The organism is Arthrobacter vasquezii, assembly GCF_029455255.1.
GTDB classification, from domain to species: domain Bacteria; phylum Actinomycetota; class Actinomycetes; order Actinomycetales; family Micrococcaceae; genus Arthrobacter_D; species Arthrobacter_D parietis.
Map to the genome: position 1 here is coordinate 69,599 of NZ_JAROKN010000002.1, position 19,389 is coordinate 88,987.

Here is a 19,389-nt window from a genome sequence, read left to right on the forward strand (position 1 = left end):
GCCGGCCGGCGGGTCCGCTCTGCGCGAAGCTGCGTTGGCGCGCCTGACACGACAGCGGCGGAGGATTAGGGTGAAACGGTGAGTACGTTCGAAGACAACCAGACTCAGGATGTTCCTGACGGCATTCCCGGCCTGTTCCCGGAGACGGAAACCGGAGGAAGAGTCACGGTCATGCTCGCCGCGTTCGAGGGATGGAATGATGCCGGCGAAGCTGCCAGCGATGCTCTGAAGTTTCTCGGTACGCAGTGGGGCGGGGAAAAGATCTCGACCATCGATGCCGACGAGTTCTACGATTTCCAATTCACCCGGCCCGTCATCAGGCGCAATAGCTCCGGACTGCGGCGCATCAAATGGCCCACCACCCGCATCAGCAAGGCCTCAGTGCCTGAAAGTAACCTGGACGTCATCCTGGTCCACGGTGTCGAACCGTCCTACAAGTGGCGCGGATACACAGCCGAGCTGGTGGGTATGGCCAAGGAACTCGACGTCGACTGCCTTGTCCTGGTCGGTGCGCTCCTCGCGGATGTGCCGCACACCCGTCCGATTCCGGTCACGGTGTCTTCCGACGACGACCTCATTCGCGAGTCGCTCAACGTCGAGGCCTCCACCTACGAGGGACCGATCGGCATTGTGGGAGTGCTTGCGGAGGTGGGCCAGCTCGCTGACATACCCACCCTGTCCATGTGGGCGGCCGTCCCCCACTATGTCGGACAGTCACCGTCCCCGAAAGCCCAGCTCGCCCTGTTGAACCGGCTTGAAGAACTACTCCGCGTCGGCCTGGACACGCAGGCACTCGCAGAGGAAGCCGAGGCATGGGAGCGGGGAGTGGATGAGCTGTCCACTGAGGACCCGGAGGTTGCGGCATACGTGCGCCAGCTCGAGGAGGCAAAGGACACCGCTGACCTTCCGGAGGCAAGCGGCGAATCAATTGCACGTGAGTTTGAGCGTTACCTCAAGAAACGCCGTAAGGACTAGTCCTTCAGCCGGATCCCCAGCAGCGCGTCGAAAGCGTCAGCAGCCAGCTGCGCGCCTGAGTCTGTTCCTGCGAGGTGCGCTGTTTCAGCGCACCAGCGATCCACTGCCAGCAGGGCCGCCGGAGCATCAAGGTCATCCGTCAACGCCGCCCGCATCGCTCCGACAAGATCCTCTACCGATTCCACCGTTGCTCCGGCGAGTGCGGCCCGCCACGTATCCAGCCTGTAGCGCGCGGTATCCAGACCGATCGATGTCCACGACCAGTCGGAACGGTAGTGGTTCGCGAGGATGGCGAGGCGAATGGCAGCTGGATCGGTCCCGGCTTCGCGCAATGCAGAGACCAGCACCAGATTGCCTTTGGACTTGCTCATTTTCTCGCCGTCAAGCCCTACCATGCCCGCATGCGCGTAGTGGCGAGCAAGCGGACGCCCGGAAATGGCCTGCGCGTGGCCAGAGCTCATTTCGTGGTGGGGAAACATCAGGTCCGCTCCCCCGCCCTGCACCGCGAAAGGCGCCGGGAGATGCTGGAGCGCAATCACCGAGCACTCGATGTGCCAGCCTGGCCTTCCGTCGCCGAGGGACGCACCGTCCCACGCCGGCTCCGACGGCCGGGCGACCCGCCAGAGCAGGGGGTCGAGCGCATTGCGCTTTCCCGGTCGGGCAGGATCGCCACCGCGATCGGCGAAGGTGGGAATCATCTCGTCTTCGCCCAGATGCGAGATGAAGCCCAGCTTCCACTGCGTTTCTCCGGCGGCGTCCGATAGTTCCGTTGCCTGGTCGACGGAGAAGTACACATCGCCGTCGGGGTCGGTTTCGGAGCCCGGAACGCGGTACGCGAGGTCGCGCTTCAGCAAATCCTCGATGACCGGGACAATGGCAGCGACGGATTCGACTGCTCCCACGTAGTGGGCGGGAGCGAGGACGTTGAGCGCTTCCATGTCCGCTCGGAAAAGGTCCGTTTGCGAGCGGGCGAGATCCATCCAATCGACGTTGGTGGCGCTGGCGCGCTCGAGCAGCGGATCATCTACGTCTGTCACGTTCTGGACGTAGTCCACCGCGGACCCGGCATCCCGCCAGAGCCGGTTCAGCAGGTCGAATGCCACGTAGGTGGCCGCGTGGCCCATATGCGTGGCGTCGTAGGGTGTGATTCCGCAGACATACAATCCCTGTCGCTGCCCAGCGGGAAGCTCTATGAAGCGCTTCAGGGCGCTGTCCCACAGGCGAATGGGAGGAGGGCTGCCGGGCAGGCCCGGAACGGTCCGGGAATTCCAGGAAATCACTGTTCTACCTTACGGGGTTGGATGTTGGCGATCGGCGCGACAGACGCGTCACGCGGTAATGACGCCGAAGCCGAGAAGCAGGAAGATTACCAGGCCGAGGACGATCCGGTACCAGACGAAGACGCCATAACTGCGGGTGGAGACGAACTTCAGGAACCACCCGATGATGACGTAGCCCACCCCGAAGGCGATGACGGTTGCGAGGAGGGTCTCCAGGCCGCCATAGGGACCGGGCGTCCCGGCACTCTTGTAGAGCTGGTAGAGACCGCTGCCAAAAACTGCGGGGATGGCGAGCAGGAAGGAGTATCTCGCGGCCGCTTCGCGCGTGTAGCCCATCAGCAGTCCGGCAGTGATCGTTCCACCCGAGCGGGAGACACCGGGAATAAGAGCGAGCGCCTGCGCAAGCCCGTACAGGATTCCGTGTTTGTAGGTCAGTCGGTCAAGAGTCAGCCGTTGGCGGCCAACGGCGTCTGCAACCGCGAGGATCACGCCGAAAACGACCAGCATGGTAGCCACCAGCCACATACTGCGGAACGTACTTTCGATCTGCTCCTGGAAGAGCAGCCCGAGGATGACGATCGGCAGGCTGCCGAGGATGACCAGCCACCCCATTCGAGCGTCCGGGTCGTTCTGCGCGGTTTTGCCGGTGAGGGAGCCGAACCACGCCCTGATGATTCGGACGATGTCCCGCCAGAAGTACACGATCACCGCGGTTTCTGTCCCGAGCTGGGTAATCGCCGTGAAAGCTGCCCCCGGGTCCTGTGCCCTGGGCAGAAGCTCTCCGGCGATTCGCAGGTGTGCACTTGATGAGATTGGCAAAAATTCGGTAAGGCCCTGAACGAGGCCCAGGACGGCCGCTTCGATCCAATTCACAGATAAGACCCTACGTCACCGTGCCGGGCCTACCCTTCAATGAGTCCTCGCCTTCGCCCCCTCGCCCGCACTCGGCGCGGGTCCCTCGGCCAGTAGGCTTAGGCGTATGCAGTGGCGAAACGCGGGCGGTAGCGGACAACTGGTATCAGTGCTCGGCCTCGGGACAATGACCTGGGGCGGCGACGTTGACGAAGAAGCGGCGCGGGAGCAGTTGCGCCTGTTCGTCGAGGCCGGCGGAACGCTGATCAGCACGGCCGCACGTTTCTCTGACGGACAGTCAGAGGCGGTACTTGGATCGCTGCTGGGCGATCTTGTTGCGCGCTCAGAGGTGGTCCTTGCCGTGTCCGGCGGCATTCCGCGGCACTGGTCCGAGGGACGCCTCGACGCGTCCCGAAAAGGCTTGCTGGATTCCCTGGATGCTTCGCTTTCGCGCCTGGGTACCGACAGCGTTGATATCTGGATGGCACCCGCTACCGGTGCGAACATACCCGTAGAGGAGACGCTGGCTGCGCTCGAATACGCCTACAGGTCGGGCAAGGCACGCTATGTAGGGGTGACCAATTACACAGGTTGGGAATTGACCCGGTTATGTTCAACGGCGGGGTTTCCCCTTTCGGTCCACGAGACGGAGTATTCACTGCTCAGCCGTCGCCCGGAGGACGAGGTGCTACCGGCTTCGGACGCTCTCGGAGTGGGAACGCTCGCATGGGCACCGCTTGGACGCGGTGCACTGACAGGCAAGTATCGATCGCAGCTGCCGTCTGACTCACGTGCCGCGTCCGATGAGTGGGCCGGCTACCTCGAACCGTACCTGTCAGGGCGGGCAGCGCGCATTACTGAAGCGGTCGCCACCGCCGCGAGAGGTTTGGAACTTTCACCCGCCGAAGTAGCGCTTCGCTGGCTTCTCCAACGCCCCACCGTCGCCTCGGCCGTGCTCGGAGCACGCACTGGCGCGCAGTTGAAGGAACTGCTGGCATGCTCGCTGGCGCCTCTTCCTGCGCAGATCTCCGAGGTGTTGGACGAGGTCTCCGCGCCACGCTGAGCGCTCACATCCCGAAACGGTCTCGATGCGGCGTCGCGGCCGAAAGCTGACGGCCAGGTCAGGAGCCGCTGGCCGGTTCCCGCACTCCATTTCCGCTGCTGCCCTCTTCGTCATCTTCCTCGTCGTCTTCGTAGATGACGAGGGGAGTCACTTCGCCGTAGGCGTCATACAGCGATTCCTCGTACGCCTCAAAAGAATCGGCGATGGAAAGATAGGCGGCTTCGACCGCGGGATCATCCTCTCCCCTGCGTGATGCTGCCGCGGCGAGGTGTTCTTCCAGTGCGGAAACCAGCGATTGCAATGCGACACGCGGATCGATGCTCATGGTCTAGACGTTATCGGTAAAGTGAAGCAAATTGGAGGGAAATGCGCGAACAATTTCTGAACTCAACCGCCATTCGGAAACGGGATTACGGCCGCCAGTATGAGTACCTCGTGCTCACCGTCAACGCCGGCGAACCACTCTCCATGGCGCGCCAGCTACTGACTGAGCATGCAGAGTACGGCAAGTGGGAACTGGAGCGGAGCTGCATTTACATAAACGGTCACCGACGCTTCTGGCTACGGCGCAAAGTGCTCCGGGTAGAGCGCACCGCCTGAGCAGTGGTTCTTACTGCTGCTCAGGACCAAGCCACGCCGATGCAACCGTGCGGCGCGCCGACTCCAGGTTGGACGGATGAAAGAAACCCGCTGCTACGTCCCGCGAGATGCGACTGATCTCGCTGTCATTGGAGTAACCCTTTCCGCCGGATAGAAACACTGCCGCGTCCACCAGTTCGCGGGCGGCGCTCGTGGAGTGAATCTTCAGCGCCACCAGTTTAGCGAACCAATGATCCCCATGAGCTGCCCCGGAATCAAGGTCCGAGGCCAGCAGCCTAATGTGGGCATCAACGCGCTCCCAGCTCATGGCGGCGTCTGCCACGGCTGAACGCACGCCAGGACGCGATGCAACAGGAATTCCATCCATCCCCGGAGCCCGCTGGAGCGCGGCCTGCACAGCCAACTCAAGGGCGCGGTCGGCAATGCCGGCATAGACGGCGCTGATCAGCGTCTCGAACGCCGCAAAGATTGCAAAGACAAGTGGATCCCGATTCGGCCCGACCGGTAGCTTCCGGAAGATCCTTGCCGGTGGAATCACGACGCCGTTCAGCAGGGTTGTGTGGGACTGCGTCGCCCGCATGCCAAGCATGTTCCAGTCCTCCAGGATCTCTGTGCCGGCCGAGCCTCGGGTGACGAATCCGTGAACCAACCGTTCACCGTCTTCATCCATGCACTTTCCGAACACACCAAGCCGGGTCCACACGGGCGAAAGGCTGGTGAAGATTTTGGTGCCCGTGAATGCGTAGCCGCCATCCGGGCGACGCTCTACGACGGTGCTCGAATCAAACAACACCGAATCATTGCCAGGCTCCGAGAGCCCGAAGGCGAATATTTCTCCCGCGGATGCCTCGCTGAGGATGAAGCCCAGCGAACTGTCTCCCTCCTGTGCGAGCAGCCTGGCCACAGCCGTCCAGACCAGGTGCATGTTCACAGCGAGGGCCGTGGCAGGGGCGGCCGATGCCAGCCTGCGTTGGCAGGCCACTGCCTGGGCCATGCCCACGGCTGCTCCGCCGTCGTGCTCCGGACAGAAGAGGCGCAGGTAGCCACGGGAAGCGAGCTCCTCAAAATCTTCCGTGCAAAAAACATTCCGTGCATCGTAGTCCGCCGCACGTGCACGGAACCGCTCGAGGAGATCCGCTGGAAGCATTTCCTCTGCGACGGAACTCATCAGCTGCCTGTGAGTAGACGGTTGAGCACGCGCGCACCGAAGCGGAGTGAATCGGTGGGCACCCGCTCATCCACGCCGTGGAACATGCCGGTGAAGTCGAGGTCATCGGGCAGCCGTAAAGGAGCAAACCCATAACCCGTGATGCCGAGCCGGCTCAGCGACTTGTTGTCGGTTCCGCCGGAAAGAGTGTAGGGCAGCACCTTGGCTCCGGGGTCCTCGGCGAGTAGCGAATCCACCATGCGGTCCACCAGGTTCCCCGCGAACGGTACTTCGAGCGAGACATCCTTATGCTCGTAGCTGACATCCACGGAATCGCCCGCCAGCGACTTGATCGTCTCGAAAACCTCCTCTTCCTGTCCGGGCAGAGTGCGGACATCAACGAGCGCTTCGGCGCTGCCGGGGATGACGTTGTGCTTGTAGCCGCCCTTCAACACTGTGGGGTTGGACGTGTTCTGCAAGGTTGCGCCGACGAAGCGCGCAACGGTTCCCAGCTCCTTCAACAGGATTTCCGGGTTATCTGCGTCGAACTCAACCCCCGTCAGCTCCGTGACGCCGTCGAGGAATTGTCGCGTGGTCGGCGTAAGCTCGATCGGCCACTGATGTTCACCGATGCGCGCTACTGCCCGTGCGAGCTGCGTTACAGCGTTATCGGTATTGATCTGTGAACCGTGGCCTGCGCGGCCGTGCGCCACCAACCGAAGCCAGGAGATACCCTTCTCTGCCGTCTGCAGAAGATATGTGCGTTGGCCGCCGATGATTGCCGAGAACCCGCCAACCTCCGAGATCGCCTCAGTTGCGCCGTCGAACAGTTCAGGTTTGTTGTCCACCAGCCAGGAGGCGCCGTAGTTTCCGCCGGCTTCCTCGTCTGCGAAGAACGCGAAGATGAGGTCTCGTTTGGGCCGTGTGCCATCGCGCTGCATGGAGCGCAGGACGGAAAGAATCATGGCGTCCATATCTTTCATGTCCACCGCTCCCCTACCCCAGATCAATCCGTCGCGCTCCTCTGCACTGAACGGATCGACACTCCAGTCCTCTTTCTGAGCAGGTACGACGTCGAGGTGGCCGTGCACCACCAGGGCTGGAAGGCTGGAGTCGGTTCCTGACATCCGGGTCAGAACGGAAGCCCGTCCGGGGGCTGACTCGAACAGTTGCGCCTCGAGCCCTACCTCTTCGATGAGACCTGCCGTATATTCTGCAGCCTTGCGCTCTCCTGGTCCCTGGTTATCTCCGAAGTTCGAAGTGTCGATCTGGATGAGTTCCCGGCAGATCCGGACAACTTCTTCTTCGGGGGCGACGCCCATTGCAGACCTCCATCGAATAGCGGGTGTTGGGACCAGCCTACCGATGCCGCGTCCGGAGTCTGCCCATGCCGTGTGATTTCCAGCACGTTCAAGCCGGCTTCGGCTTCCGTTGCCTCAGGCTACGGCTATCCTGATGGGCGTCGACGCCGCTTCGGGCGCATCACTTACCTTTCTGGGGAGATCATGAAGACCATCAAGATTGCGGCCACCGCCGCCGTCGCCCTCGCTGTGCTCACCGGTTGCGGGGAGTCCACCGACTCTGCCGCCACCGGATCCAACGCGGCGCCCACGGCGGCAAGCTCAACCGCACCTGCACAGAACATCGCCGAGCCTTCTGTCAATGACCTCATGGGCGAACCCACCGCTGACGGCGCCAAGGCTTTTCTGCACCACGTTTTCCAGCTCAAGTCCTATGCCCAGCAGACTGGCGATGTGGAGGCACTGCTCGCCTCGCTGGACGGTGCTGAGGCAGCGGTTGCCAATGCAGAAACAATCAAGGGCATTTACGACGACGGCGGCTGGATTCTGGGCGGGCAGCCCAAGGTGAAGCAAATCCTCATCACGACCGCCGCCGAGGAGGTGGCGGAAGGTGTCGAGGTTGACGCGATGATTCCGGTTAATCCGGATGCCTACACCGAGTTCAATGAGGCCGGCGACGTGGAGGAGACTCGCCCCTTCGATCCTGCCGGTTCAATGTACTCCGCCACCGTGGTGTACTCCGATGGTGCCTGGAAGGCCACCTACCTCGAGGAGACGCCGGACGCGGAACTTCCTGCCACTGAGTAGGACCCGTCCACGCGTTACGCACCCGCTCCCTGCCTTCGACAGGAGCGGGTGCTGCCGTTTAACCAGATCCAAGAGCTGTGATCAAGAGGAAGAACGCCACCGCGAGACCACTGCTTCCGTCCCTGTAGGCCACGTCAACATACCGGCTCACACCTGCGACGAGCAGGCAGATGCCAATCAGGGCGAAGACGGACCCCGCGAGGATCTGACGTTTTCCAGCGGCCTCATTATGCTTTCGCCACGAGTTGGAGATGGAGAGCGACATCCGCTTGTCAAAGTTCCGGTACCACTCCTGGCTCATCGATAACCTCTCATCACGTATTCGGGTGGACCACCCGCCCACTGTAAGCACAAGGTACTCGCAGCAGATGCCCTATCAGTGATTCCGGTGCGCCCATCGAGGGTGTCTATCCTGCCTCCCAGTGTTCCTGAGACACCGCCCGACTGGCGAAGTTTGAGCGCACCGCACCTGTGATGCATCCCATACCGATGCTTCAATGGAGTATCCAACCGGGGGGAAAATGATGTCTCACACCAAACTGCTCAGCACCGGCGGACTATCGATTGTGGTAGGTCTGACCGCCTCGCTACTTCCATTCGCCGATGTCATCGAAGGTAAGAGCGACGCCCTGGGCATAGCGGCCGTCGTCGCGGGATCGCTCCTGATCGCAGCCGGGGCTGTGGTGACCCTCCTGGGACTGTTGGCCCGCCACAAGGACCTGAGCAGACCGCGTACCTACAGTGAGTTGCCCGATGGCGAGAAGTTTCAGCACAACGCTGGCACGTATCAAGGTGCGCGACACGGAGTGCAGGGGTATTCGTCCGGTGACCCTTGCCCTTAGACAGCGGCGCTCCTGATTCCTCCCGGAGGCCCGCGTCCGCGCCTGGCCGGCGAAGTGCGCAGCCCAGCCGAACCCATGCGATGGGTTTGGCGACAGCATCGACGTGGTCGAGGGCACAAAAAAACCCCGGAAATCCGGGGTTTTTGTTGTGCGCGGAGGGGGACTTGAACCCCCACCCTCAATAAGAGGACTAGCACCTCAAGCTAGCGCGTCTGCCATTCCGCCACCCGCGCAGGTGGTGATTTCGAGGCTCAAAACCCTCGAAAGCAGCGAGAAAAACTCTAACACGAGCATGGCCCAAGAGTTTAATCGAGTACCTTCGCGGGAAGCCGGTCCGCGATCGCGCGGATACCAATCAACGTCTCTTCGAATGAGGTGGACAGCGGGGACAGGCCCAGACGGAGTCCATCGGGGTTGCGGAAATCGGGAATGACGCCGTCCTTCCACAGCCCGGGCAGCACCGTTCTGAAAGACTCATGGTCAATGGTTATGTGGCTGCCGCGCTGCGCAGCATCACGGGGCGATGCAACATTCACTCCGGCTGGACCCATCAGTTCGTCGACTGCTTCGATGGCGAAGGAGGTCAGCTTCACCGATTTGGCTCGAACGGCTTCGATACCCACACCCTCGATGAGGTCGAGCATGTCCTGCAGCGCAAGCATCCCGAGGATCGGTGGCGTCCCCGAGATCATGCGGCGGATTCCATCCGCCGGCTGGTAGCTCGAACCCATCCCGAACGGATCGGCACTTCCCAGCCAGCCCTGAATGGGCTGGACGAGATCAGCGAGGTGCCGCCGGGCCACGTAAGCCCAGGCAGGTGCACCAGGCCCGCCGTTGAGGTATTTGTAGCTGCAACCGACCGCGAAGTCCGCCCCACAGGCGTCCAACCGCACAGGCACCGACCCCACAGAATGGCTTAGGTCCCACACAATCAGCGCTCCAGCCTCGTGCACAAGCCGGGTGATCGCTTCCATGTCGGCGATGTGGGCCGACCGGTAGGCAACGTGGCTGAGGACGACGACGGCGGTGTCCGGGCCGAGTGCGCCTGCCACTTCCTCGGGGGTGGGACCAGCGTCGTATGCTGCCTCCACCCAGTGAACCGCCAGGCCGCGGTCGGCTGCGATTCCTTCGACGATGAAGCGGTCAGTGGGGAAGTTGTCCCGTTCGATCACTATGCCCGTCCGGCCCGGGCGAGCGGCGAGTGCTGCTCGAATGACCTTGTACAGCAGGACGCTCGTGGAATCGGCGACGACACACTCGCCGTCCGCCGCACCTAGCACAACCCGCCCGATGCGGTCCCCTATTCTCTGGGGAAGCTGCAGCCACTCCTCGTCCCAGCCACGGATGAGCCTGCCGCCCCACTGTTTCCGCACAAACTCAGGTAGGTGCTCCGTGGTTGCCCTCAGCGGGCGCCCGAGCGAATTTCCGTCCAGATAGGCCGCAATAGCATCGTCGTCGTGGCCTTCAAAGAGCGCGCGGCAGGAGGCCAGGGGGTCCTCCGCATCAAGAGTGCGGGCACGGGCAAGCAGGGAGTCGTTCGTCATGCAATCAGTGTAGGTGCGCAACACCGGCTCACCGGTGACGCGAAAGCCGGCCCCACCGCGTGAGGTGGAGCCGGCCTTTCCGGACCGGTAAGCGTTGTGCGCTAGCGGTTGGACGCGTTGGTGTACGCGCTCTGGATGGAGCTTCCGAAGTACGGTCCGTACATGACGTTCTTCTGGGTGTTGTAGCCGAAGCTGTTCACGGAGTTCTGTGTGCCGGACGAGCCCGATCCGATGAACCAGGGCCCGCCGGAAGACCCGCCGGTCATGTCACACGGGATGCCCTGGGACTGTGTGCCGCCGATCCGGTCGCGTGAGGCGGTGCCATAGCAGTTCTTCAGGGATTCCCCGTTGAAGGGAGCAGCTGCGGGATAACCGTAGGCGGTGTAGGTGAGACCGCGGGCGAGGTTGAAGCCGATCCTCGACGCACCCACGGTGGCGGCCAGCGTGCGCCCGTTCAACGGCGCTACAACGGCGAAGGCGCCGTCGTAGCTGATGTCGTTGCGGGAGATCCATTCGCTGGTGGAATGCAGCGACGTTGCCGACCACATGCCGTATGGAGCAGACCCGTTGCTGTAGGCGGGCACGAACACGAACTTGCTTGCCCAGCCGGCGTTGATGTCATAGGTGCAGTGCCCGGCGGTGGCAACGGTGCTTTGATTGAAGCTCTGAACCGAATTGGCCGAGCAGACGTAGTTCTGGCCGCCGAGCGTGAAGAAGACCTTCCCGATATGCGACACCGGTGCAGGGCTACCTGCACGCTTGACCGGTGCTGCCTTGGGCTGTGGTGCAGCGAGGGCATCCGCGCCTGCCTTCGGCATGATGGAGCGGCCCTGCTCCCCCCAGCCCTGTGAGTTGATGGTGTTGCCTGGCTTTGCGTTCTTCATCCGCTCCGGGGTCCAGTACGCCTCAAGCGCATCCTGGGAGTCGGTCTGTGCATGGGAGATGGTGGCCGCCGGCGCCTTCAGCGGCGTCTGCGGAGCGGCCTGGGCCGCCCCGCCGGTCATCAGTGCCGTAGCCATCAGCGTCGATGCTGCGAGAACGGCTGCCTTCAAACCTCGTGAATTCACGAAATTCCTCGTTTCGATCAGTGGTGAACCGTCAGCGGTAGCTGACTTCTGGAGTCTGCACTGTTCGAAAGGCCGATCACAGACCAGGAGACCATCTGGGTTGAAACTGATGGCGAATCAGGCCGTCCCTCTGGACATTGAAGGAGGGTCATGCAATTATTCCTCGCCTGCGCTGTCTCCCAGCCTTTCCATTCGACCGGAAAAATGCTTACGACGACGACGCGGATCCCAGGCGGTCACTTCGGCCCCTTGCCACTGGGCCGTTACTGACCTGTCCATGCCCGCCGACAGGAATACCCTTGAGGGCAGGGTGACCGGAGCCCTGAACTCAACTGTCCAGCGGAAGGGTGTTGCGTCCCCGGGGCCCATCTCTGCCGCCATGCGCGAGGCCAGGTACATGCCATGGGCAATAGGCCGCTTCATACCACTTGCCCGCGCCGAGATCCCACTCAGATGGATAGGGTTGTAGTCACCCGAGACGCTCGCGTAACGCCGCCCGATGTCGCTCGCCAGTGCCCACTGGCGGGTGTGAAATTCCGGTAGTTGTTCGGTCCGGCGCTCGCCCGCGGACGGCACGGCCGTACCCGCCGGCCCGTTCGCCTTGACGCCCTTCGCCAGATAGGTGGACCTGCCTCTCCAGACGGATTCGGAGTCAGTCTTGATGTCAACCAAGACGTCCACCTGGGCGCCGCTGTGATGCGGCAACAGATTTTCGACCCAGGCGGTGACACTCAGGCGTTCGCTGAGCGAAATCGGACGCAGGTGGTGGATGTCGTTACTGAGGTGGATCATACCGAGCAGCGGAAGCGGAAAGTCCGGCCTGGCAAGAACGCTGACCGCCACCGGGAACGCGAGGGTGTGGAGATACCCTGACGGGAGGAACTCTGCTTGCGGGCGGCCCATCAGGCGCTGGAAAGCGTCAAGCTTCTCCTGCGTGGCCGTGACGTTGTCAACCCTGTGTCGCTCTGTCGGCAACGGGTCCGTGGGCGCGGGCCTGCGCAGCGCGTTCCTTGCCTGACGCGCCAGCGCCGCAGCGTAGAGCGTCGGCAGCTTCGGAGGAGCGTCCAAGCGGCGATCCATCAGGCACCTACCAGGTTCTGTCCGCAGACACGCAGGACCTGACCGTTGATTCCGGCGGCATTGGTCGAGGCGAGGAATGAGACCGCTTCGGCTACGTCCAGGGGGAGCCCACCCTGCTGCAGGCTGCTCAGGCGCCGTGCCACCTCGCGGGTGGCGAAGGGAATTCTCGCCGTCATGTCCGTCTCGATGAATCCCGGTGCGACGGCGTTGATGGTGCGCCCGGAGCCCGCCAGGGCATCGGCAGTGGCGCGAACCATGCCGATCACGCCTGCCTTGGACGCTGCATAGTTTGTCTGGCCCCGATTGCCGGCGATCCCGCTGGTGGAGGCCAGACACACAATGCTGCCGTTGCTGTTGAAGTGGTCCGAACTGAGCAACTTTTCATTGATGCGGAGCTGGGACTCAACATTGACAGCGAGCACGGAGCTCCATCGAGCCTGGTCCATGTTGGCGAGCAGCCGGTCTCTGGTGATGCCTGCGTTATGTACCATGATGTCGAGTCCGCCGTACCGGGTGGCAGCGTGCCGAAGGATTCGCTCGGCGGCGTCAGGAGCGGTGACATCAACCTGCAGAGCCGTGCCGCCGGCGTGGTTGGCTACCTGCGCCAGCTGCTCCCCCGCCGCCGGTACGTCCACGGCGATGATGTGCGCACCGTCGCGTCGGAGGACACGGACAATCTCCGCACCAATCCCGCGTGCGGCCCCGGTCACTACAGCCGTGCGGCCGGCGAGTGGCAGTTCTGCAGACTTGGGCGGCGCGCCGTGATCCGACCCTACTGCGATGAACTGCCCGTCCACATAGGCGCTTTTGCCGGAGAGCAGGAACTCGAGTGTCCCTCGGACGCTGGGTGCGTCTGTATTCACACCCTCACCAAGGAGGATCCCGTTAGCGGTCGCTCCTCCCCGCAGTTCCTTCGCCAGACTGCGCAGCGTCCCGTCGACGGCCTGCCGGGCGGCAGCGGTCTGGGGGGAGATTTCGGAGGTGACGGGCCGGGAGATTGTGACGATGCGCCCGCCTGGAAGCAGGTTCCGCAGTCCGTGGCCGAGTTCGAGGAAGACCTCCGACAGCTCGCCGGGGTGTGCTAAATCATCAAGCACAACGACGGCCGCGCCAAACTTCTCCTTTGGCCGGAGGTGCCGACGGACGTCCAGGTTCCACTCGAGCAGTGTTGCAGCCATGTCCTGCGTGCTGCGGGAGCGGCCCAGCACCAAAACCGGCCCCGGCACGAGCGGCGCATCTGGAGCGTAACGGCGGAGCGGGACCGGCCGCGGCAGACCGGCGGCCTTCGCGATCCTGCTGAGAGGCTGGGCGTTGACCAGGTTGAGATAGGTGTCCGTCATGGTCAGCGCGCCTCCAGAATAGCCACGACGCCTTGGCCCCCCGCAGCACAGACCGAGATCAGACCGCGTCCCGAGCCCTTCTCGGCGAGGGACTTAGCCAGCGAAGCGACAATGCGTGCTCCGGTCGCTGCGAACGGATGACCCGCGGCCAGCGAAGAACCGTTGACGTTGAGTTTGGTGCGGTCCACTGTTCCGAGCGCACCGGAAAGACCGAGCTGGGTGCGGCAGAAATCCTCGTCCTCCCAGGCGGCGAGGCTGCTCAGCACGGTGCTGGCGAAGGCTTCGTGAATTTCGAAGAAGTCGAAGTCGTCGAACGTCATGTCGTTGCGTTGCAGCAGGCGCGGCATTGCGTAGACCGGCGCCATCAGGAGCCCCTCCTTGCCGTGCACAAAGTCAACGGCGGCCGCTTCAGCATCCACAACGTTCGCCAGCATGGGCAGATTGTGTTTGCGCGCATAATCCTCGGAGCCCAGGAGTACCGCCGCCGCACCATCTGTCAGCGGGGTGGAATTACCGGCGGTCATGGTGGCCTCCCCGGTCAGGTTCCGGCCGAATACCGGCTTGAGCGATCCCAGCTTTTCAAGGGAGGTGTCAGCGCGCAGGTTTCCGTCCCTCGAGACCCCGCGGAAGGGCGTGACGAGGTCGTCGAAGAACCCGCGGTCATAGGCAGCGGCCATGTTGGCGTGGCTTGCCAGCGCCAACTCGTCCTGGGCCTGCCTGCTGATGTTCCAGCGCGAGGTAGTGATTGCCTGGTGCTCCCCCATGGACAGGCCGGTGCGGGGCTCCGCCGTTGTCGGGGCATTCGGCTTGAGATCGACGGGACGAAGTTTACGCAGTGCAGCAAGTTTTTGCGGGGTAGACCGTGCGCGCGCAAGTTCAAGCAATACCCGTCGCAGGCCCTCGCTCACCGCTACGGGCGCGTCTGAAGCCGAATCTACTCCACCGGCAATGCCTGATTCGATTTGTCCGAGCTTGATCTTGTTGGAGAGCCCAATCACCGTCTCGAGGCCGGTGGCGCACGCTTGCTGCACGTCATAAGCCGGCGTGTCTGCGGCGAGGGCTGATCCCAGCACCGCCTCGCGGGTCAGGTTGAAGTCCCGGGAGTGCTTGAGGACGGCGCCTGCAGCAACCTCTCCGACTCGCTCCCCCTGTAGCCCAAAACGCGCCACCAAGCCGTCCAGAGCGGCCGTCAGCATCTCCTGGTTGGACGCCTGCGCGTATGGTCCACCCGAGCGGGCAAATGGGATGCGATTGCCTCCAATCACGACGGCGCTCCGCGCGCCGCGTTGACCACTGCTGCTCTGGGGTGTGGCGTTCTGCTGGTCGGGAAGAGTACTCACTGCTGCTCCTTGGACTTGAAGGGTGGAAGCGGCTGCAGGATCAAACCTCTGATCTCTCGCGGGCAACACCTCAGTTATCGATACCCAGCGTACCTGATACGCTGGGTATCGTGAATCAGATCATGGCGCCCATGAGACGCCCCACCGCGGACGGACGTTCCAGCAGGTGGTCAAAACATCGCGAAGCCCGCCGCGCGGAGCTGATCAGGACTGCGCGCAAGGCAGTCCACAGGATCGGTCCGGGCGCTTCCATGGAGGACATCGCTTCGGCGGCAGATACCTCAAAATCCGTCTTCTACCGTTATTTCGGAGACAAAGCAGGTCTGCAGCGTGCAATGGGCGAGGTTGTGGTGGGTCGCATGCAGGAACACCTCATCGAAGCCGCGCGGAAGGCCAGCACGCCGAGGGACGGTCTGCGGGCAATGGTTTCTGCGTACCTGCAGATGGCTTCATCCTCGCCGAGCGTCTATGTTTTCGTGACCCAGCCAACACCGGATTCGGCGTCGACGTTGGACGCGTCGCCCACGCTCAGCTCCTTCTTCGACGCCATCTCGGTCATGCTCGCCAGCCCCATGGAGGAATACCTCGCCCAAGAACCGCCGGCGGCAGCTATTCCACAACCGCTGGCTCTTTGGCCCCGCGCCGCCATCGGAATGGTCCGTGCCGCGGGCGAACAATGGTTGTCGACGCCTCCCGGCCCGGCCCGGCCCACTGAGCCTGACCTCGCAGACTCCATTACTGCCTGGCTCTTTGATGGCATCGCTGCCGCCGTGCCGAGCGCACCCCTTGCCCATACCTCCCGCCGCAATCCACGTTCGAAGGACGAATCATGACCCAGACCGCAACGCGTCCCGAATTCTCGGTCCCCGCGACCCTTCCAATCCACGACGACGACGCCGCCGTCGTTGACGTTGCAGCGTTGGGCGAGCAGTTGCTCGGCCGGTGGGCCGACTCCCGCCGCGCTGCACGCGCGCTCGCAGCTGATCCGTCGCTGCATAAGGCTGAGGGCGCATCCTGTGCGGAGCACCGCGCACGCTGTCTGGACCAGCTTCACCTTCTGGTTCAGAACAAGGCGGTGCACCGGGCGTTCCCCACGGAGTTGGGCGGGTCGGATGACCACGGAGGGAATGTCGCCGGCTTTGAAGAACTGGTGGTTGCCGACCCCTCTCTCCAGATCAAGGCAGGTGTCCAGTGGGGCCTGTTCGGGGCCGCAGTGCTGCACCTCGGAACCGAGGATCACCACCATCGGTGGCTCCCAGGCATCATGAACATGGAAATTCCCGGGTGCTTCGCCATGACGGAGACCGGGCACGGATCAGATGTCTCCAGCATCGCTACCACTGCCACCTTCCACCCGGAGAGCGAAGAGTTCATCCTCCATACGCCGTTCCGTGCAGCGTGGAAGGACTACATCGGCAACGCGGCCAGCGATGGAAAAGCAGCAGTTGTCTTCGCGCAACTGATCACCCGCGGAGTAAATCACGGCGTGCACGCCCTGTACGTTCCCCTGCGGGATGAGAAAGGAAACTTTCTGGACGGGATCGGCGGCGAGGACGACGGGCTGAAGGGCGGTCTGAATGGCATAGACAACGGACGGCTCCACTTCACGCAGGTGCGGGTTCCCCGGGAGAACCTCCTGAACCGCTATGGGAATGTCGCAGCGGACGGAACCTACACCTCGCCGATCGAATCTCCAGGCCGCCGCTTCTTCACCATGCTTGGAACCCTCGTTCAGGGTCGCGTTTCACTCGACGGCGCTGCCGTAGCCGCCAGCAAGCTGGCCATGAAGACTGCGATCCAGTATTCGGTGGAACGGCGCCAGTTCAGCACTACCTCCGAGTTGTCCGAGGAAGTACTCCTCGACTATCAGCTGCACCAGCGTCGGCTCTTCCCCCGCCTGGCAACCACCTATGCCGCATCCTTTGCACACGAGGAGCTGCTGGCGAAGTTCGACGGTGTGTTCTCCGGTGAACATGACACCGACGAAGACCGCCAGGACCTGGAAACCCTCGCTGCAGCGCTGAAGCCGCTCTCCACCTGGCACGCTTTGGACACGCTGCAGGAATGCCGGGAAGCCAGCGGAGGGGCAGGCTTCCTCACCGAGAACCGGTACACCTCGCTGCGGGCAGATCTCGATGTCTACACCACCTTCGAGGGCGACAACAACGTGCTCCTGCAACTCGTGGCCAAGCGGCTCCTCGCTGACTATGCCAAGGAATTCCAGGGAGTTGACTTTGGGGTCCTCGCGCGCTTCGTCGCAACTCAGGCAGCAGACCGGACCCTTCACCGAACGGGCCTGCGGCGAGTGTTGCAGACGGTCGTTGACACCGGTTCGGAGCGAAAATCCGCCATTGCCCTGAGGGACGAGGGAACACAGCACGAGCTGCTGTGCGGCCGCGTTGACACCATGGTCGGCGAACTCGCCGGAGAGCTCCGGGGCGCGCGCAAGCTTCCGCCGGCGAAGGCCGCCAAAATCTTCAACCAGCATCAGCAGGAACTGATACAGGCTGCACGCGCGCACGCCGAACTTCTGCAGTGGGAGGCGTTCACAGCGGCGCTCGCCAAGACCGAGGATGCAGGAACGCGGCAGGTACTCACCTGGCTCCGTGACCTGTTTGGGCTGTGCCTCATCGAGGACAACCTCGGCTGGTACCTGATGAACGGCCGGCTGTCAGCCCAGCGCGCCCGCACCCTCGGCCCGTACATCAACCGGCTGCTCCTGAAGCTGCGGCCGCACGCCGTCGATCTGGTCAACGCGTTCGGGTACGGCCCTGAGCATCTGCGGGCGGCCATCGCAACGGGGGCCGAGCGTGAGCGGCAGGAGGAATCCCGCGCCTACGCACGGATCCAGCGAGCCAGCCATGATGCGCCGCTGGACGAGAAGATCCTGATCGCGCGCAAAGCTCAAACCCGCTAGAGAACCGATCGGTAAACACTCAGCGTGGACTCTGCAATAGAGTCCCAGGAAAAGTGCTCCTCCGCCCGGATGCGTCCGCGCCCTCCCATGGCGCGGGCGCGTTCCGGATCGGCAACCAGCGCGTTGAGTGCCTGCGCAAAGTCATTCACGAACCCCTCTGGATCAAGTGGGGTTCCTGTTCCGTCCTGAACCTGCTCGAGGGGCACGAGTACGCCCGTTACGCCGTCGTCCACCACTTCGGGGATGCCGCCTGTTGCGCTCGCTACCACCGCAGCACCGCAAGCCATCGCCTCAAGATTCACAATGCCGAGCGGCTCATAGATTGAGGGGCAGGCGAAGACGGTTGCGTGGCTGAGTACCTGGACCAGCTCATTCCGCGGGAGCATCCGCTCAATCAGGATCACTGAACCGCGCTGCGCACGCAGATCGTCGATCAGGCGGGCGGTCTCGGCGGCAAGTTCCGGCGTATCTGCCGCTCCCAGGCACAGCACCAACTGCACGTCTGCTGCCAGCTTCGCAGCAGCGCGCAGCAGGTACGGAACACCCTTCTGACGGGTGTTCCTGCCCACGAAAACCACGCTGGGACGGTCTGGGTCGATTCCCAGCGCACGGACGGCGTCGTCATTGCGGTCTGCAATCCACGCTTTGGTGTCAATCCCGTTGTGCACAACCTGCACTCGGGCAGGATCAACCTCCGGGTAGCAGCGCAGAATGTCCTGACGCATGCCGTCGGAAACCGCGATCACCGCCGCAGCAGACTCATATGCTGTTTTCTCCACCCAGGACGAAAGCGCATAGCCGCCGCCGAGCTGCTCGGCCTTCCACGGACGCAACGGTTCCAGGCTGTGTGCACTGAGCACGTGCGGGATGCCGTGCAGGAGCGAGGCGAGGTGGCCCGCCATATTGGCATACCAGGTGTGGGAGTGCACCAGGTCCGAACCGCTGATGCCCTGCAGGATGGACAGATCCGTGCCCAGGGTCTGCACCGCCGCATTTGCATCCGTCAGCCCGTCAGGGACGCCGTAGGTGCTCACGCGGGCGCCGTGATAGTCCGCTGGACGTTCTGCGCCGAAACAGTGCACGGCTAAATCGACGCGCCCGGCGAGCACGCGAGCCAATTCCGCTACGTGAACGCCTGCGCCGCCGTAGATCTCGGGCGGGAACTCCTTTGTCACAATGTCTATTCGCACAACTACAACGTAGTGCAGGGCGGGCGAGTCCTCTAGTGTGAGTC

19 protein-coding genes and 1 tRNA gene are annotated in these 19,389 nt (G+C 63.1%); 7 read left to right on the forward strand and 13 right to left on the reverse strand.

Annotated elements, in window-relative coordinates:
• Positions 1 to 123: 123 nt before the first annotated feature.
• Positions 124 to 975 carry a proteasome assembly chaperone family protein gene (locus P4U43_RS01425; protein WP_277357225.1) on the forward strand — a complete coding sequence of 284 codons (852 nt, stop codon included), beginning with the start codon at positions 124 to 126 and terminating at the stop codon, positions 973 to 975.
• Here the strand turns inward: P4U43_RS01425 and mshC are convergent.
• Together mshC and P4U43_RS01435 are read right to left on the reverse strand one after the other, a co-directional pair.
• Positions 972 to 2,255 (reverse strand): cysteine--1-D-myo-inosityl 2-amino-2-deoxy-alpha-D-glucopyranoside ligase, encoded by a 1,284-nt coding sequence (gene mshC / locus P4U43_RS01430; protein ID WP_277357136.1) that lies wholly within the window; start codon positions 2,253 to 2,255, stop codon positions 972 to 974. The two genes, P4U43_RS01425 and mshC, sit on opposite strands and share 4 nt — an antisense overlap.
• Before the next feature lie 48 nt (positions 2,256 to 2,303).
• On the reverse strand, positions 2,304 to 3,128 hold the full coding sequence (locus P4U43_RS01435; RefSeq protein WP_277357137.1) for an undecaprenyl-diphosphate phosphatase: 825 nt from the start codon (positions 3,126 to 3,128) through the stop codon (positions 2,304 to 2,306).
• A 106-nt stretch (positions 3,129 to 3,234) separates the two neighbouring features.
• On the opposite strand from P4U43_RS01435, the gene P4U43_RS01440 reads away from it, so the two are divergent.
• The gene (locus P4U43_RS01440; protein ID WP_277357138.1) at positions 3,235 to 4,170 is read left to right on the forward strand and encodes an aldo/keto reductase; all 936 of its coding nucleotides are present in this window, start codon (positions 3,235 to 3,237) and stop codon (positions 4,168 to 4,170) included.
• Positions 4,171 to 4,228: 58 nt separating this feature from the next.
• On the opposite strand, the gene P4U43_RS01445 is transcribed toward P4U43_RS01440, so the two are convergent.
• The gene (locus P4U43_RS01445) at positions 4,229 to 4,495 is read right to left on the reverse strand and encodes a hypothetical protein (protein WP_277357139.1); all 267 of its coding nucleotides are present in this window, start codon (positions 4,493 to 4,495) and stop codon (positions 4,229 to 4,231) included.
• A gap of 41 nt (positions 4,496 to 4,536) precedes the next feature.
• On the opposite strand from P4U43_RS01445, the gene P4U43_RS01450 reads away from it, so the two are divergent.
• On the forward strand, positions 4,537 to 4,770 hold the full coding sequence (locus P4U43_RS01450) for a DUF5703 family protein (protein WP_277357140.1): 234 nt from the start codon (positions 4,537 to 4,539) through the stop codon (positions 4,768 to 4,770).
• Between the two features lie 10 nt (positions 4,771 to 4,780).
• On the opposite strand, the gene P4U43_RS01455 is transcribed toward P4U43_RS01450, so the two are convergent.
• Both P4U43_RS01455 and P4U43_RS01460 read right to left on the reverse strand, forming a co-directional pair.
• Positions 4,781 to 5,938 (reverse strand): acyl-CoA dehydrogenase family protein, encoded by a 1,158-nt coding sequence (locus tag P4U43_RS01455; protein WP_277357141.1) that lies wholly within the window; start codon positions 5,936 to 5,938, stop codon positions 4,781 to 4,783.
• A complete protein-coding gene (locus P4U43_RS01460) occupies positions 5,938 to 7,239 on the reverse strand; it encodes a M20/M25/M40 family metallo-hydrolase (protein WP_277357142.1) in 1,302 nt (433 codons plus the stop codon). The genes P4U43_RS01455 and P4U43_RS01460 overlap by 1 nt, the downstream gene beginning before the upstream one ends.
• A gap of 183 nt (positions 7,240 to 7,422) precedes the next feature.
• On the opposite strand from P4U43_RS01460, the gene P4U43_RS01465 reads away from it, so the two are divergent.
• The gene (locus tag P4U43_RS01465) at positions 7,423 to 8,025 is read left to right on the forward strand and encodes a DUF6318 family protein (protein ID WP_277357143.1); all 603 of its coding nucleotides are present in this window, start codon (positions 7,423 to 7,425) and stop codon (positions 8,023 to 8,025) included.
• 58 nt (positions 8,026 to 8,083) lie between these two features.
• Here P4U43_RS01465 and P4U43_RS01470 read toward each other — a convergent pair whose 3' ends face one another.
• On the reverse strand, positions 8,084 to 8,326 hold the full coding sequence (locus tag P4U43_RS01470; protein WP_277357144.1) for a hypothetical protein: 243 nt from the start codon (positions 8,324 to 8,326) through the stop codon (positions 8,084 to 8,086).
• Positions 8,327 to 8,549: 223 nt separating this feature from the next.
• Between P4U43_RS01470 and P4U43_RS01475 the strand changes: the two genes are divergently transcribed.
• Complete coding sequence (locus tag P4U43_RS01475) at positions 8,550 to 8,867, forward strand: hypothetical protein (RefSeq protein ID WP_277357145.1); 318 nt, start codon at positions 8,550 to 8,552, stop codon at positions 8,865 to 8,867.
• Between the two features lie 149 nt (positions 8,868 to 9,016).
• Here P4U43_RS01475 and P4U43_RS01480 read toward each other — a convergent pair.
• The 6 genes from P4U43_RS01480 to P4U43_RS01505 all read right to left on the reverse strand — a co-directional run bounded on the left by P4U43_RS01480 (position 9,017) and on the right by P4U43_RS01505 (position 15,238).
• A tRNA-Leu gene (locus P4U43_RS01480) sits at positions 9,017 to 9,100 on the reverse strand.
• Between the two features lie 72 nt (positions 9,101 to 9,172).
• Positions 9,173 to 10,411: a kynureninase gene (locus tag P4U43_RS01485; RefSeq protein ID WP_277357146.1), complete on the reverse strand. Its 1,239-nt coding sequence runs from the start codon at positions 10,409 to 10,411 to the stop codon at positions 9,173 to 9,175.
• A gap of 101 nt (positions 10,412 to 10,512) precedes the next feature.
• The gene (locus P4U43_RS01490) at positions 10,513 to 11,478 is read right to left on the reverse strand and encodes a trypsin-like serine peptidase (protein ID WP_277357147.1); all 966 of its coding nucleotides are present in this window, start codon (positions 11,476 to 11,478) and stop codon (positions 10,513 to 10,515) included.
• 156 nt (positions 11,479 to 11,634) lie between these two features.
• Positions 11,635 to 12,558 (reverse strand): MaoC family dehydratase, encoded by a 924-nt coding sequence (locus P4U43_RS01495; RefSeq protein WP_277357148.1) that lies wholly within the window; start codon positions 12,556 to 12,558, stop codon positions 11,635 to 11,637.
• Positions 12,558 to 13,898, reverse strand: coding sequence for a 3-oxoacyl-ACP reductase (locus tag P4U43_RS01500; RefSeq protein WP_277357149.1), 1,341 nt, complete (start codon positions 13,896 to 13,898; stop codon positions 12,558 to 12,560). The genes P4U43_RS01495 and P4U43_RS01500 overlap by 1 nt, the downstream gene beginning before the upstream one ends.
• 2 nt (positions 13,899 to 13,900) lie before the next feature.
• Positions 13,901 to 15,238: an acetyl-CoA C-acetyltransferase gene (locus P4U43_RS01505; RefSeq protein WP_277357150.1), complete on the reverse strand. Its 1,338-nt coding sequence runs from the start codon at positions 15,236 to 15,238 to the stop codon at positions 13,901 to 13,903.
• 110 nt (positions 15,239 to 15,348) lie between these two features.
• Between P4U43_RS01505 and P4U43_RS01510 the strand changes: the two genes are divergently transcribed.
• Positions 15,349 to 16,071 carry a TetR/AcrR family transcriptional regulator gene (locus P4U43_RS01510; RefSeq protein WP_404800676.1) on the forward strand — a complete coding sequence of 241 codons (723 nt, stop codon included), beginning with the start codon at positions 15,349 to 15,351 and terminating at the stop codon, positions 16,069 to 16,071.
• The gene (locus P4U43_RS01515) at positions 16,068 to 18,155 is read left to right on the forward strand and encodes an acyl-CoA dehydrogenase family protein (RefSeq protein WP_277357151.1); all 2,088 of its coding nucleotides are present in this window, start codon (positions 16,068 to 16,070) and stop codon (positions 18,153 to 18,155) included. Before P4U43_RS01510 ends, P4U43_RS01515 begins: the two co-directional genes overlap by 4 nt.
• On the opposite strand, the gene glgA is transcribed toward P4U43_RS01515, so the two are convergent.
• Positions 18,152 to 19,345 (reverse strand): glycogen synthase, encoded by a 1,194-nt coding sequence (gene glgA, locus P4U43_RS01520; RefSeq protein ID WP_277357152.1) that lies wholly within the window; start codon positions 19,343 to 19,345, stop codon positions 18,152 to 18,154. The two genes, P4U43_RS01515 and glgA, sit on opposite strands and share 4 nt — an antisense overlap.
• Between the last annotated feature and the right edge of the window lie 44 nt (positions 19,346 to 19,389).